This is a genomic window from Halopenitus persicus (assembly GCF_900107205.1).
GTDB lineage: Archaea > Halobacteriota > Halobacteria > Halobacteriales > Haloferacaceae > Halopenitus > Halopenitus persicus.
The window spans coordinates 24,337-39,209 of sequence record NZ_FNPC01000007.1 but is presented as its reverse complement, the minus strand read 5'-3'; the positions used below and the strand labels follow the sequence as shown (position 1 = coordinate 39,209).

General features: G+C 50.9%; 13 protein-coding genes. 5 read left to right on the top strand and 8 right to left on the bottom strand.

Annotated features, from left to right (window positions below; genetic code table 11):
* Window positions 1–241: 241 nt before the first annotated feature.
* From BLV25_RS12005 to BLV25_RS11985, 5 genes are all read right to left on the bottom strand, one after another.
* Complete coding sequence (locus BLV25_RS12005) at window positions 242–1,882, bottom strand: Eco57I restriction-modification methylase domain-containing protein (RefSeq protein ID WP_092733551.1); 1,641 nt, start codon at window positions 1,880–1,882, stop codon at window positions 242–244.
* 7 nt (window positions 1,883–1,889) lie between these two features.
* Window positions 1,890–4,949, bottom strand: a complete 3,060-nt coding sequence (locus tag BLV25_RS12000) for an Eco57I restriction-modification methylase domain-containing protein (RefSeq protein WP_176819487.1) — start codon at window positions 4,947–4,949, stop codon at window positions 1,890–1,892.
* Between the two features lie 128 nt (window positions 4,950–5,077).
* On the bottom strand, window positions 5,078–5,299 hold the full coding sequence (locus tag BLV25_RS11995) for a hypothetical protein (protein ID WP_092733545.1): 222 nt from the start codon (window positions 5,297–5,299) through the stop codon (window positions 5,078–5,080).
* Window positions 5,300–5,305: 6 nt separating this feature from the next.
* Complete coding sequence (locus BLV25_RS11990) at window positions 5,306–6,076, bottom strand: RipA family octameric membrane protein (RefSeq protein ID WP_092733542.1); 771 nt, start codon at window positions 6,074–6,076, stop codon at window positions 5,306–5,308.
* Window positions 6,069–7,085 carry a TIR domain-containing protein gene (locus tag BLV25_RS11985; protein WP_092733539.1) on the bottom strand — a complete coding sequence of 339 codons (1,017 nt, stop codon included), beginning with the start codon at window positions 7,083–7,085 and terminating at the stop codon, window positions 6,069–6,071. The genes BLV25_RS11990 and BLV25_RS11985 overlap by 8 nt, the downstream gene beginning before the upstream one ends.
* A 53-nt stretch (window positions 7,086–7,138) precedes the next feature.
* Between BLV25_RS11985 and BLV25_RS11980 the strand changes: the two genes are divergently transcribed.
* On the top strand, window positions 7,139–7,576 hold the full coding sequence (locus tag BLV25_RS11980) for a TIR domain-containing protein (protein ID WP_092733534.1): 438 nt from the start codon (window positions 7,139–7,141) through the stop codon (window positions 7,574–7,576).
* A 21-nt stretch (window positions 7,577–7,597) separates the two neighbouring features.
* On the opposite strand, the gene BLV25_RS11975 is transcribed toward BLV25_RS11980, so the two are convergent.
* Window positions 7,598–8,653 (bottom strand): GNAT family N-acetyltransferase, encoded by a 1,056-nt coding sequence (locus BLV25_RS11975; RefSeq protein WP_092733531.1) that lies wholly within the window; start codon window positions 8,651–8,653, stop codon window positions 7,598–7,600.
* A gap of 89 nt (window positions 8,654–8,742) precedes the next feature.
* On the opposite strand from BLV25_RS11975, the gene BLV25_RS11970 reads away from it, so the two are divergent.
* Together BLV25_RS11970 and BLV25_RS11965 are read left to right on the top strand one after the other, a co-directional pair.
* The gene (locus tag BLV25_RS11970) at window positions 8,743–9,069 is read left to right on the top strand and encodes a DUF262 domain-containing protein (protein ID WP_092733528.1); all 327 of its coding nucleotides are present in this window, start codon (window positions 8,743–8,745) and stop codon (window positions 9,067–9,069) included.
* Between the two features lie 222 nt (window positions 9,070–9,291).
* Window positions 9,292–10,509 (top strand): hypothetical protein, encoded by a 1,218-nt coding sequence (locus BLV25_RS11965; RefSeq protein ID WP_092733525.1) that lies wholly within the window; start codon window positions 9,292–9,294, stop codon window positions 10,507–10,509.
* A 6-nt stretch (window positions 10,510–10,515) separates the two neighbouring features.
* Here the strand turns inward: BLV25_RS11965 and BLV25_RS11960 are convergent, their stop codons facing one another.
* The gene (locus tag BLV25_RS11960) at window positions 10,516–11,487 is read right to left on the bottom strand and encodes a competence protein CoiA family protein (RefSeq protein ID WP_176819486.1); all 972 of its coding nucleotides are present in this window, start codon (window positions 11,485–11,487) and stop codon (window positions 10,516–10,518) included.
* Window positions 11,488–11,945: 458 nt separating this feature from the next.
* On the opposite strand from BLV25_RS11960, the gene BLV25_RS11955 reads away from it, so the two are divergent.
* On the top strand, window positions 11,946–12,974 hold the full coding sequence (locus BLV25_RS11955; RefSeq protein WP_092733519.1) for a Cdc6/Cdc18 family protein: 1,029 nt from the start codon (window positions 11,946–11,948) through the stop codon (window positions 12,972–12,974).
* A gap of 18 nt (window positions 12,975–12,992) precedes the next feature.
* Here the strand turns inward: BLV25_RS11955 and BLV25_RS11950 are convergent, their stop codons facing one another.
* Window positions 12,993–13,679 (bottom strand): SOS response-associated peptidase, encoded by a 687-nt coding sequence (locus tag BLV25_RS11950; RefSeq protein WP_092733516.1) that lies wholly within the window; start codon window positions 13,677–13,679, stop codon window positions 12,993–12,995.
* 160 nt (window positions 13,680–13,839) lie between these two features.
* On the opposite strand from BLV25_RS11950, the gene BLV25_RS11945 reads away from it, so the two are divergent.
* A complete protein-coding gene (locus tag BLV25_RS11945) occupies window positions 13,840–14,733 on the top strand; it encodes a hypothetical protein (protein WP_143114433.1) in 894 nt (297 codons plus the stop codon).
* The last annotated feature ends 140 nt before the right edge of the window (window positions 14,734–14,873 follow it).

Sequence of the window (14,873 nt, the reverse complement as noted above, 5' to 3'; positions counted from 1 at the left end):
CGAGCGTCGTTCCGCGTTATGAAGAGAATACTCCCCAGCGAATCGGTGGCGATGTCAGCAGCCCGCTGAAATGCCCGTCGTTCCAATCGGGCGTGTTTCGGGCCGATGAGAAGCGTTGAATCCATCGAACACTTCCCACCAAGTTATCGACCACACTTCACTATTGGCGATACTCATAGGACTAAGATTATGTATCTGCAATCAGGTTGAGGGATTCAAAAAGAGAATTACCTTTGCAGTATCAGTGGGACCGATTTAGTCGTCGTTCTTGCAGTATTTTCCAGACATCTCGGAGTTCTTGAATCTCGTTATCACTAAGACCAATCCCTTGCTTCAGAAGAATATTATCAGTATATTCCAATACTGCTTCAGGACCACTAGAGCGCAAGAGATCATCTACACGATCTAAATCAATTTCATCCCAGTTTTTAGTAGGGATGGGGAGTTCTTCCGCTTCATTAGGCTCAAGCTCAAGAATCCCGCCACCGTAGCTACGTCCAATAAATTCAGAAAATGCCCATGTTAACGAATTATGGGTCGCGGCGAAGAAGTTACGCGCATCCTCCTCAGGACCATTATAATTGACCCGGTGGATCGTATCAGTACACGTGGCGTCAGTCTCATTATATACGAACTTGGGGTATTTGTGAATCTGTCTAAGTAGGAATCCACTTGGAATCCAAGTTGACGGGACAGTATACCAGTAGTCGCGAAGGCTAGTCTTATACCCCGTGTGATAACCGTGCCACTCCCCAAGTCGGATGTATGCTCGGACTGCCTGTGGAAGATCTTCGTACTCTGTTTCGGGGATATCAAGCAACCTTGTTGGTCGATCTTCCGAGATGTTATTTTGATATACGTCTCTGGTAAATCGAACGCCATCCCCTAGGTGTGCACTTCGGGTGACAATCGGCCGCGTATAGTCGCTGAGACCTCTGGTTTCCTCTTCAATTTGGCTTTGAAGAAAGAAGGCGTTCCGACCCGTTACTACACCAACGTTCACATCTGCAAAATCATCAACAGGAGCAATACCTTCCCTATTAGGAAGTTCACGAACTAAGTCAATATGATCTTGTTCTAAGAAGTACAGCGTCCATTTTTCTGTCGAGTGTTTAACGTCCTTGACTTCAGACTCATCAAACGACTTGTGAGTATATTCTTCCAGATCATCTACATTATCAAGCTCAATCAGATTCATTCCGGCTGCTTTCTTCCCGTTACGCTCACCTAGGACGAGAACTACTTCTTCTAGTACATCATCAAATACCAATTCGGTGAATGTGATTATCGTCAGATGACTAAATTGTTCAATCAAAAACTCCCTCAATTCACCCGCATATTTTACTTGCAATAGTGCAGCCGGCACGATCATCGCAAGCCGGCCGTCGTCGGAGAGGAGCTGGGTACCACCGATTAAGAATGGCATCCAAGCATTCATCTGTCTTGTTTTAGAAAGACCTGACCCAGAGAGGATTTCCAATGCTCGTTCACGCTGCTCTTCCGGGAAATCCTGGTAACGGATGAACGGAGGGTTTCCTACAACAGCATCAAATTCCGATTGCTTCCAACGAGTCTGATTGATACAATATTTGAAGAAGTCCTCGTTGATTATCTCAAGCTCAGTAGCATCTCGAAGTTTCTTTCCCCGTTCTTCAGCTTTCGTCGCCTCCTGAGCGTTGAATTCGACGCCAGTAACTTTTCGCCCTGGGTCCTCAAGTTCTTCACAGCGATTGATTAGACTGGCAATTATATTCCCGTCACCGCAACTGGGCTCCAAGACAGATGTAGTCGAGTCTTGGACAGCCCAGTCAGCGAGAAAATCTGCGATTGGTTCTGGAGTGTAAAATCCTCCTCTGAGTTTCCGGTCTTGTTCAGATTCCATAGTGAGATCAGACGCTTTCAGCTATCTCTATCTGCTCCGCCGAAAGGTCGTAAAGGCTACTAACTTTATTTTCAATCGAATCCCGGAGAGATTCCATCCGTGTCTCAATCTGAGACTGACGATTGGGGTCAGATTCGTCACGGAGGTCTGCAGAGAGATCAATATGAGTTTGAACATCCGAGATTATCTCTTGGTAGGTTTCTTGTTCTTCATCGCTACTCTCATCTATCGCTTTGATGGGGATATGCTCAATATACTGCCCGCCATGCGAATAGTATCCATCCCGGAAGAACGTGCTGCGGGCCCGTACCATTGCTTCGATAACCGGGTGCGATAGCACAGCCATCAGATAGCGGAGATCTAAATCAACAACGTGTTCGGAATCATCCGGTAATGAATCTGTAGACTTAATGTTGTAGAACGGACCATTTCCGCCGGCGGTATTCGTAATGCCGTTCCGGTCTAATCCATATCGGGGTTCTAGTGCCAGAACCTGAACAACGATCTTATCCTTTTCAATCTTCCCGAAGCCCTGTTTACGACCGTATCGGTAGAATGCTCCATCAACGTCTGTATCGTATAGGTCTCGGGTTTTGAGATCCTTTTTCACCTCGTCTGTGGTGAAATATTCCCAAGCTTCAGGGAATCTGTCTTGCATCTCATCGGGAGAGATGACCTCCCCATCTTCGTATGGGTATATGAGCTTCTGGTTGGAGATTACCTTGTCGAGGAATCTAATTGACGGCTTCCATTTGTTATACGTGTGTAGGTGGTCCCGGACTAATTCCTCCTCGACTTTTTGAGAGTTACCCTTGTAGTCAGTGAAATGGTAAAACCCATTCCTGTATTCATAATCTTTGAGGAAGTAGGCCGAATTCCTACTCGTTTGTAATCCTACAAAAACATCTGCTACGTCATCAAGGTTGTATTCACATTCCTCCCGAATTCGACTGAATAAGTCATCAACTGCATCACCTACGAAGCTCCAAGGTTCGTCTGACAAGGCGTCTGTTTCTCCTGTCGAAACCGAGGGGTTATGATCGCCTTCCTTCCAGGCTTCATAGTCAAAATCAGTCTCCACGGTGTAATTATCAGTCCCGTTGGAATTGAGAAACAGCAAACACGTATACGTGCTATGATTTTCGAAGACTTGATTCACCCCAAAGTGTACGAGTTTGCGAAGAGCTTCCCGATCTGCGATGAGTTTTCGGACCTGCCTACCAACTTCGATGGTGAGGAATTTCTGGGAGACAATATACCCGACATCTCCGTTTTCACAAACGAGATCAAGAGCTCGTTCGATGAACAGGCAGTACTTGTCGTAATTGTTCTCCTGAGCGGTTTCGTACTGATATACATCAGAATAGTATTCAACCTCAGAATCAGGAGTGTATTCCCTCATTTTTTGAATTCGAATATATGGAGGATTCCCAATAACTGCGTTAAAGCCACCCTGCTCCATCACAGACGAAAACTCGGACTCAAAGTCAAATGGGTTGACCTGATATGCAGTATCATCAGAAACATCGAAATTCGTGTAGTAATCTGTCGACACCAATGCGTTCCCATGCTTCACAACCCCTCCAAGTTCACCCACGAGGGGGTCATCACGGGTACGCTCATACTGATCAATTAGTGCAGAGGGCTGGTCCTCTAGCAATTTCAGCGTCAGGTTGAATCGAGTCACCTCAATTGCTAAGGGATCAATATCAAGACCTCGAATATGCTCTTCGAGTATCCTCTTTTGTTCCTCATACTTTAGGCGAAGTTCGTCACCAACCTCAATTAGGACATCCGCTTCCGGCTTATGCTCAGCGTGCCAGTCTCGGTAGTGTGAAACCAGCACTTCGTAAGCCTTCGTGAGGAATACTCCTGATCCACAGCAGATGTCAGCAACAGTGTATCCATCTAGATCTTCTGGATCACGCTGTTCGATTTTCTTGGCCACCGACTCTTCCACAATTTCGGTTACAATGGCATCTGGAGTACTTACCGCACCCTGGGAATGGAGTACCTCTGGCTTCTCTTCAACAACCAACTCATCACCATCTCTTCTGAGCTCCTTCCCAAGAAACAGGTCGTAGATCCGTCCTATGATATCACTCTCGACGACTGCAAAATTATATGGACTATGTGGATAGTAGAGCTCCTCCAAAATTGTCCCAACTACCTCAGCATCAATATCGATGTTCTCAGCCGAATAGTCTTCCAGCAAATCGAAAAGCTCAGAGTTATAGCGTTCTTCTGCTTCTTCAAATAGACCCTCAAGTTTTTGATATGTGTACTCATCCAGTTCTTTCAATTGTTCGTGTCTTTCCAGACCACGGTCTTCCGCCACCCGGAGGAATATAACGCGGTTAAGTACACGGTGAACCAAATAATTGAGATCGCGATTATTGATATTGTCGTTGTTTTCAACTACGTCTTCGGCCAGGAGTTGTCTCCATCGCTCCAATTGTTCAAGGAAGAGTTCATCGAAAGTCTTCCGCTCAGCCGCCTCACTGGGGTCGCCAAATTCGTCTTCGATGGCTCCCTCCAGAACGGCTTCCCGCGATAAAATTCCAGCAATCTCAGAGAATTTATCGACATACTCGGTATAGTGATATGTTTGCAAACGGCCGATATGCGGGTCATCGTCCTCATCGACCGGAACCTTACAGTCATAGATGATAAGGCGTTCAAAGTTGCTCAGAATAGAGATAGTAAGATTCGATGTCCAGCCGTATTCTCTGGTCTGACGGGCTGGGCCATCACTGTCCAGCGAAACAGAGGGTTTCTTGGCCTCTACATAGAAAGCCGGATTCGCCTGATCGTCCCTAAACTCGTAATCAGGTTTTCGGGTCGTACCCTGGTCCGTTTGTTGGCGAGCCTCTTTTTTGACATCCCTGACAGATGGAGATTTATTTTTATCATTATTTACATCCCATCCCAGTGCTTCAAACAGCGGATTCAGGAAATCCTCTCTAACTTCAGCCTCCTGGTATGATGGATCTTGATACTCAGCCCGATTAGCCTCATATGCAGCAACCAATTCTTGAACCTTCTCTCGTCCAGAAGATCCGCTCATAATAGACAACATTAGAGGTTATAATAAAAGCCTATCGTGACCCTGCGAATTTCTTCTCGCCATCCGGTGAATGGTTCGAATCTATTTTTCCCTCCAGCTCAAAAATAGCTATCCGGCGTGGATGCAAGTCAGAGGGGACGAAGGTCCCGCCAGCGAACATCAACGGTTGCGCCGTTATCCAGATCTACACGGAAGAGATGTCCCTCCCGTTCATCGCCAGTCAAAGCATCCGCATCATCGGAGATTATCTCAACAATAGTTCCGTGACGACCGTGTAGACGTTCATAATCAGGATCAGTCTCATCAGGGATATCGATACGGACTGAGTCGCCAACTTCGAAGCGTTTCATAGGTTCTTAGCGGCTTTGTTTCCAATATACGATGGCCAATCCAGCCAGGAATATCCCACCGGTACCAAACCCGACCACCGATGGAGCCGGAAGAGATGGAATGAACCCCTGCGCCAGCGAAGTGAAAATAAAGCCGCCAGCATATCCACCGACGGAAGCGTATCCAACAGCCAATAGGCGAACAAACCACTGTTCCACAATCGTATGCGAGCGGTGGTCAGCATCTTCAGCTGGACGAGGATCAACGATTTCCGGGTCGGGTTTCTCTCGCTTCAAATATCGCCATTCATCGAGATATATGCGAACAGGGAGAACCGATTCGATCTCATTCAGGATGGCATACCGCGCTTTGTTCAGCCGGCGGTACGATTGAAGACTCTGATACCAGAAGTAGCAAATAAGACTACCGAATCCTGATGCGAAGAGAACGATCGCAGCGTTTGTGCTTGTGAGATTGCCGCGGGCGAGAGCAAAGAGACCGGCCAGTATCGAGGTTAAAATCAGACCGAAAAACCGGTTCATCTGGACTCGCTGATTGGCTGTCTCGATTGCCACCTCCCCGTAATGGATGTACTGCTCCATCAGCCGATTCTTCTCGTCCTCACTCAGATTAGCCAACGGTCCAGCCGTGACATCTTCCTCCTCAGTCGGCTCATCGGGATCTCCCCCAGTAACCTCCTCAGAGTGTTCAGGTTCTGATTCAGGCGTGTCTTCCTTGTCAGTATCGGCGCCATCCTCCGGAAGGTCAACCACCGCTTCGTCAGTTGAATCAGGCATATTCAGCGAGTGCATCAACGAGCGAAGCCTTTCGCCATCCTACCTGAGTATCTGCGACTTCTTGGATTTTCTCGGGAACCTTCGATTGTCCTTCTGGAATGATCGCAATCACCGACTTGTCCAGTTCATCGGCAAGTTCCAGCTCCTCCGGGATCCAAGTGCTGTGAGCACCGTACATGCCACTGCTTACGACGACAACCGACGCCGTTTTCATCTGGTTCCGAAGTTCAGAGCGAAGGGCAGACTCGGTATCCACGGGCAAGGGATCGGTTGAGGGGACACTATGATTCTGCCACTCGAGCGACGGGACCTCGTCAAGGAAATCAACGATACGCTCGTAGTGTTCGTCGTACTCCCACGAGTGGGAAACAAAAACGTTGTACTGCTTGTCCTCAAGTCGGTTTGCGGCGCGTGCTAAGCGAGGGAGTGATTGCCCAGTATTTCCGCCTGAGGAGGAAGAGGACTCTTCAGCCGACGAGCCTGCAGAGACCAAGGCTTCCAGCCCTTTGTAGGCACTATATAGGAGCAAAGCACCGCCAGCGATTTTTTGCCCAGACGAGAGCCCCTGCTGGTTCTGAGTATCGGTAGAACCGCGGCTCAGAGAATCGTCGGTCGGTACAAGGCCCGACTGTTGATCATTCGGCTCGAAGAGCGACGGTTGAGAGGAACTAAGCTCAGGGAGACTGTTATCCCCAGATTGCGTGACTGTATAAACGGGGCCGAGTTCTCGAACGGTGAACTCCTTTCCGAGATCGTTCCCTTTGTAGGTCGGTAGTAGGCGGTCTCCATCATCGCGGTAGAATCCGGTAGGTAGATTGTTAACAGCTGACTTCAGAACGAATCGAACAGCTGATTCGGGGTTTGAACTGCCACGAATATCATCAAACGCAGCCTCCCAGGTGGTTTTCAATGGGGAGGAGGTGTCTTGGCTCATAACCGTATGAACAATCCGTTTTTTAAATAGTATAAGTTCTTCCCCCTGGAATATCGGCAGATTTGGATTCCGCATCAGAGAGGACCATAGTACTAAACGGATAAGCCGTCAACAATTCGCATATAGTTATGAGCTTCAACAGCAGATCTTCAAGCAACCGTCGGAGCGAATACCGACTGTTCATCTCGCACTCTTGGGAGTACAGCGACGAGTACAATCGGATGGTAGAACTACTTCGCGACTACCCGAATTTCAGTTTCCGGAACTACTCAGTACCGAAGGTGGATGAGATCGATGCTGACACCGAAGAGAAGCTGGAACAGGCGCTCCGGGAAGACCAAATCAAGCCAGCTACGGTCGTAATAATACTCGGGGGGATGTACGTAGCACACAGCAAATGGATCAAGAAAGAAACTATTTTAGCTAAAATCGAGAGCAAGCCAATTCTGGGCGTTACACCGCGCGGAAACGAGCAGATGCCCAATTTCGTTGAAGACCACGCAGATCAGATCGTGGGTTGGCAAGGAAAGAGTGTGGTAGAGGGAATTCGGGACCTGGCTGATTGAGTTGATGAGAGCGTGGATGAACTATTGAGGAAGAGTCTGGCTGGCATCAAGACTGTTCCCAACGCCGCGAATCGGGTAGAGTTCAATCGCTTCGTATTCACCATCACCGTCAATATGCCCCAGTTTTGAAAACAGAGATCGGCTCTTGTCGTTCGGTTCGTCGATGTAGTAGACACCATCCTCGCAGTACTCCTGGCACCAAGTCTGAATCAATTCCTCAGCAATCCCCTGGCGCCGGTAATGATCCCGGACATACAGCTGTCGAAGAACCTGTATTCCATCCAGCTCTTCCCAAGTGACGTATCCAGCCGCGTCGTCATCTCGAATATAGAGCAATCCCTGGTGGTTCTCAGGGATATATCGGGCAAAAGAAGAACTCGTGTCACCACCATAGCTAGTCATCGCGCCGATGACTCGTTCTGTTTTGTCTATTGGTCGACCATCAGAATACACGAGAAATGAATCTTCGGCACCGATCTCCACGATGTCATCCGGAGTCGAATCCATGAAGAGCCACTCAGCACTGAACACCTCATCAAGATCGATTCTACGACCCTGATACTCGATACCGTATAGGCTCATACAGTTATGGCAGCGAAATTCTGCAGATTCCTCGATTTCGGACATCCCCGGAACACGCCCGATTGACGGGTCGTCAATTCCTGAGCAATCGCAGTCCTGTCTAAGTTCCTCAAATTTGTCCCCCTTCCCAGATTGACTATACGGAACAAAACCCATCTTCCAATGCTCCTCTAACTTCTCACCGAGTTCCTGAGCGAGTTTTTGAACGACTCTCGCGTCTGTTCCCACAAACGCAACGACAGCATCAAGGAGGTCGTCTACGTGAATAATCGGATCCTCGGACAACTCGTATTCTGTGAGCAATTGCCAGCCATTAGGTGCCCGGTAGATCATCCTAAGATCATCTTCATAGAGAAGGGAAACAGCGACGACCTCAATCCCGTCATCAGCTTCGATATAGAGAGGAATCGTTTGTTCAATCTCCTCACGTTGAGAAAGAGTTTCGAGCCAAGAGTAATCCCCGAGACCCGCAGGAAGAGGAATATTCAAGCTCATGTCTATCCGAAAGTCGCTCTGTTACGTTATAAATGATAGGCGACCAGCACTATGTAGATATATAAAACCTGCTTACCACAAGACGGAATATGGAAACCAAGCGGATCGCTGAAGTCGTAGAAAATATAAATTATTCTTATCTCTTACCAGCGATTCAGCGCGAATTCGTCTGGGAAACGAGTGATATAGTCGATCTGTTTGATTCCCTGTTACGGGACTATCCGATCGGTGCTCTTCTTCAGTGGAACCTCTCAGCCGAGGAAGCACAGGCTCAGCCCAAATATCGCTTCGTCACCCACTACATCGACGAACCGAACTTCCCCCAGTCACTCACGACCCCAACCCATCGAAACCCTCCACACAATTCTGAAAATCCACTCCCCTCACCGGTGAAGCTGGTTCTCGACGGCCAGTAACGGCTGACCGCGCTCAATATCGGCCTCACCGGATCGTTCTACGAACGAAAACACAATCATCCCCGAAACAAGGCCAGTTCGTGGGTTCAGAAGCGCCTCTATCTCAACCTCCTCTCGGACCCACAGACAGCGGACTCGGAACTCGGAAATAAGTACGATTTCTCCTTCCGGTCCGAACAGTCGGCGACTGCGAATGCCTATTGGTATCCGGTCAACCGGATTATGTCCATCTCGGATAACGACGATTTCTATGCAGAACGCCAGGAAATCGAGAGCGAAATTCAAGAGCTGATCGGAGAACACCCGGAGATAGAGAATTCGGATAGTCTGATTCTCAACGCCCAGCGCAATTTCGAGGACCTCTATCGAGCGGTCCACAAGGACGAGAAGCTCCACTTCTTCACCGAAGACGAGAACGACATCACCCGTGTCCGCGACGTCTTCGTTCGGATCAATCAAGGAGGTGTGACGCCGAATCGGGCCGAAATCCTCCTCTCCTTGATGACCAGCAGCTGGCAACAGGAGCCACCGGAAATCAACGCCCGTGACGAGGTTCACTCGATGGTTGACGAACTGAACGGGATCATCGACGGTGGGAACGCTCCTTTTGCTACGAAGCACGTCCAGAAGGTACTGCTCGCGATCAACGGCAACGAGATCCAGTATCGGTTCGACAACTACACACTCGACTTGCTGCGGAATCTGAAGGAGATCTGGCTTTCAGATACGTTCCCGAACACGATGGAGCAACTCGCGGAGCTCCTGAACAGCTACTATCCAACGGTGACCTACATCCTCAGTCCCGCCCTCTACACACCTATCGCCTACTACCTCTACCAGAACGAGAACCCCTCGCTTGATTCGACCTCTATCAAGGGTCGCGGCCGGCGCCGGGACATTCTCTACTACATCTGTGCGGCTCGACTCAACGGGTTTACTAGCCAATCATCGAACCAGATCGCCGAACTCGTCCGGGACGTTATCCGAGAAGAAGAGAGCTCGGAGTTCCCACTTGAGCGGATCAGTGATGAAGTGGCGTCCAGTTACGGGACCTCTCTCCGTTTCACCGAAGAAAAGCTGACCACGCTTTTCGAGGAACTCCAATACGGCAAGCGCGACATCGAGTTCCTCCTCCAGCTGTCGCACTATCCCGATGAACCGGCCCGGGGCAAGGACTACGATATCGACCACATTATCCCGAAGTCGGTTCTTCCGGAGGAGGCAGATGCCGACCGAGTGGGGAACCTCCAGCTGCTGATTGACAAGACGAACAAGATGAAATCCGATGACGACTTCGAGGACTGGATGAACTCCCGAACGGACGACTACAAGCAGACTCACCATATCCCAGAGGGCGCCAAGGAGATGACCTTTGAGGAATTCGTTGATGCTCGGGAGCAACTCATTATGGAACACATCCTCGAGAACCAACCGTTCTGACCGCAATCAAGCTTCCAATTCGAAAGCCCTCTCAAGGAGATCAGTGAGCTCATTTAGAGCCTGAGTCGCAGTTTCGTCGATCTGGACACTAACTCGGTCAGTCTCCTTGGGATGTTTCTTTCCTAACGAGAGGACCACGTCGTCATCGGGAGAGAAGGAAGCCGAAAGCCAAGAGGTAACACGAGGAGAGCCAGCGAACCAAGCAGTCGTCAAATTATGCCAAGGGCGTTCCCGATCTTCCTCACTCGGGCGATCTGGTCCAAACGCTAGCCGTTCCAAGTTATCAGTGAATGATCGGAGTTCCTGGGTATCCGAATCTTCAAGTTGAACGGTGACACGGTGGGTATCGCCATCCCAGCCCCAGTCCTTCTTTCCGAGCTGAAGAGTAAGCTGACCCGTTGGTGAGCGAGAAACAGTCGCCCAAGCGCGTCCCTTCCGGCGGAGAACTTGTTGAGCGACAGTCACCCATTCATCCGACTTATCGAACGGAGCCCAATACTCTCCGGGTATAGGGATCTCTACCGAAACAGAGGGAGATTTCTCTTGCCAGAGCCATCTGATAACTTCCGGGTACCCCTCCATATCAGACCGCGACGGAAGCGCATAGGGCCAGACGGACAGTATTCCGGAGAGATCAACATCGTACTCTGAGAAATCGTCCTCATCGAGCCACGCAACGCTATAGTCACGCTGTAGATAGTGGTCAGTAACTGCCTCAATATCTTTGTCCTGATTCCGATACTGAGCCTCAATCGCGATACCCTTTCCATAGGGCTCTCGGGGAGTGTCGAATGTGAGCAAGACATCCGCAATTCGGCCGTCGATACCGGATTCCAGCTCAACTGTCGCATCCGGGAAATCGTGTTCCAGTCGAGCATACGCAATCGACTTCATTTTCATATGCTCGTCCGATTCACCAGGGCACTCGCCAACATCTACAAGATCAGCAAAGGTTGCCTGACCTACAGTTTGGCCCATCTCAGAACGACCCTCCTGTTCGTGGTGCCGAAAATGACGAGAGATGAAAGCAGAACCTCGTTCATGAGACCGTACAACGGCCATCGGTTGGTCACACGCAGGACAAGTAACGGTCGTGCCGTCGGCTACTTGTGGTGGGATTACCCGTGTTCCGTTTAGAAATCCAAGATATGGCATCGGAGTCGATGTGTGTATTGAACTTCGTTGTCACTCGATCATAATGACCATTTCTTCGGCTTCCTGTCGTTCGGGGATCGAAGAGAAATCACCTACATAGTGTCAAACCAGTAGTGGGAGCTGAGTTTCCGGAAGTTTCCGGAAGCCTCGACTTTCCACGAACACAAATCGGGTCACAGCGTAGATTTTTGGGTGCTCAAGATGGTACTATCATAGGAGTTTCCGGAAACAACCCGGTCAGGCTTTTGTAACCTGACCCGAAATCAGTCTGTCAGAGACAGATGATCCGCGATGCTCGCGTTCTCCGCGCCGGGTTCGTCCCTCGGGAAGTTGAGCATCGCGACGCCGAAGTCAACCACCTCTCTAGCGTCCTTGAGCCTATCACGAACGGTGAACCCGCCGACACGGCTATCGTCACCGGACCCAGCGGCGCCGGCAAGACGTGCATCTCGCAATTCGTCACCGAACGCCTACGTGAGGAGGTGCTCAACGTCGAGACCACCTACGTCAACTGCTGGCGCAATTACACCCGATTCCGGACGCTCTACCAGATCCTCGACGACCTCGGCGCGACCATCGACATCCACCGACAGTCGACGCCCCACGACGAACTCGTCGATCGCCTCCAGCAGCATGACGGCCCGCGAACCGTCGTCATCCTCGACGAGGTCGACCAACTGGAGGACCCCAGCATCATCTACGACCTCCACAGCCTCCCGCAGTTCGCGATCATCTGTATCGCGAACAAGGAAGAGGAGCTGTTCAGCCGCGTCGACGACCGCCTCGTGAGCCGGCTTCGCTCCAGCGAACACGTCCGGATGGACAAGTACCACGACGAGCAGCTGTACGACATCCTGAGTGCTCGGGCAAAGTGGGGGCTCGACGAGGACGTCATCACCGACGACCAGCTCTACCGGATCGCCGACGCAGCCGCCGGCGACGCCCGCCTCACAATCGGCATCCTTCGAACGGCCGCCGGCAAAGCAGATCGCGAGAACCACGAGCGCATCACCGACGACATTCTCCTGGACGCCGCCGAGGATGCTCGGGCCCAGATCAAGCAGAAAAGCCTTGACTCGCTCACGCCGCACCAGCGCGTCGTCTACGATATCGTCCGCGAGCACGGTCCGGTCGGGCCGAGCGAGATTCACGAGCGCTATTCCGAGGACGTCGATGATCCGCGGACGAAACGGACTATCCGCACGTATCTCTCGAAGATGGAGCAGTACAACCTCCTCGAGGCGGAAGGGACGAGCCGAGACCGAGAATACTCGCTCGTCGATTCGGCAGCGGCGTCGCCGATGCAGTGACCGTGACGCCGTCAGCTATCAGGAACTGAACTCGCCGAGGCCCGATTGCTCGTGGTCCAGCGGCTCGATGACCTCGGGATCGTCGTTGCTGGGGTTGTTGACCCGCGTCGAGATCTCGTAGGCGTCCAGATCGTTCTTCGGGTACGGCTGGCACAGTTCCTTGCGGGTGTCCGGATCTGCAGCGAGCCAGTCGGATTCGGCGTCCCTCGGAAGGACGACCGGCATCCGATCGTGGATGGAGTTCATCAGGTCGTTCGGCTCCGTCGTGAGAATCGTGACGCACGAGATCGTCTCGTCGTCGCCCTCCCAGACGTCCCAGAGCCCGGCCATCGCGAATGCGGGGTCGTCCTCGCGGTGAATCCGGTAGGGCTGTTTCGACCCGCCGTTCGGTGATTTCCATTCGTAGAACCCTGACGAGGGGACGAGGCAGGGACGGGTTTCCCACGCCCGCTCGAAGACGCTTTTCTCGTCGGCAGTCTCGGAGCGAGCGTTGATGATGCCCTCCTCGGGTTCGTCCGCCCAGAATGGAATCAGCCCCCAGTGGTAGGCGCCGATCTCGTCGGAAGCCTCGTTCGTGATAATGTGGAGGTCGTCGCCAGGCGCGATGTTGTATCGGGGTGTGTACCCGCCGTCCGCGACGACCTCGGCGTCGAAGCGAACCTCGAGGTCTGCCTGATCGATGAATAGCGAGTTTCGGCCACACATACCGAGGAGTTCGGAGGGAAGCATCTTCAACGTGGTCGCACAGAAATCACGTCGTCGCAACAAACCTCATATAGTTCCAATTGATGATGAGGGCTGTTCAGTTGAGCTGAATTTTGTGAACAAGCTTCTAATCACCAGGGAAAGAACAGGAGTCACATAGATGGTGTCTCTAGAAACCGTTCTCACCATCGGCGGGATATTAGCTACACTCTCGATAGCAGGCGCAACCTACTGGACTTTGAGAAAGGATATCCGGACCAGGGTTAGGATACGGCACACGAACGACATTCGTGAACAAGTTCTGGAACCTTGGCTCAATAACCTGCCATCTTACAGGGCCTCCTCACCGCTTGGTGCCGACGGAGGTACCGAATCACTTGTTGCTGAGCTCGCAGGTTATGGTTTCAGGCCCTACCCAGATGAAGTCTCGACTACGTTGAAGGATCATTTTTTGGAGCATCATTTAGATGAGCAAGCACCGCACGATCTAAATCAGCTACTTGAAAACATAGGCGAGAAGATCCAAGAAATCCGTTCGGAGAAAAGGGCCTACGTAGACGAGGTCAAGGAGTCTCCTGAGATGGAGAAAATGCTTTCAGACATATCTCGGAACTGGGCTGAAGTCGATCCTCAACAGCTCACAATCTGGCTGCGAGAGGTTTTCGTAGCCGAATACACAGGTGGAGACTTCCAAGGCGAAATATTGTGGATGGACCCCGAAATAGCAGAGAATGGCCTGAAAGTCGTAGAGCGCGACGGCGAATATCACTATTACACCCTCACGGAGAAAAAGCGAGAGAGGACTCAGGTAACGAATGCGCCGATTATAACGTCAGACACCAGAGTCCCCGATTTCCAAGTCGAAAAGTTTCTACACGAATACAAGAAGCACGCGGAGTACGACTTTGGGGCAGGGAATCGAAACGAGCATATCCGGAAAGCAGGGGAGGCAATGAGCGAACTAATCTCAACCCAGTACCAATCACTAAGGGAAACACTGGAATACTACGGAGCCATGCCCATTCTCCCCAACGACTGCTATCACTCGAAATGAATCACCGATCATGGACCCGAATAAGTACCAAAAAAGAGCCTCTCTCAATACCCACTACAACTGAGTATTCGTCAGCAGGTACTATGGATATCCTGGAAACATTCTTGGAAACAATCGATTGACCCAGGAAACTCGACGGC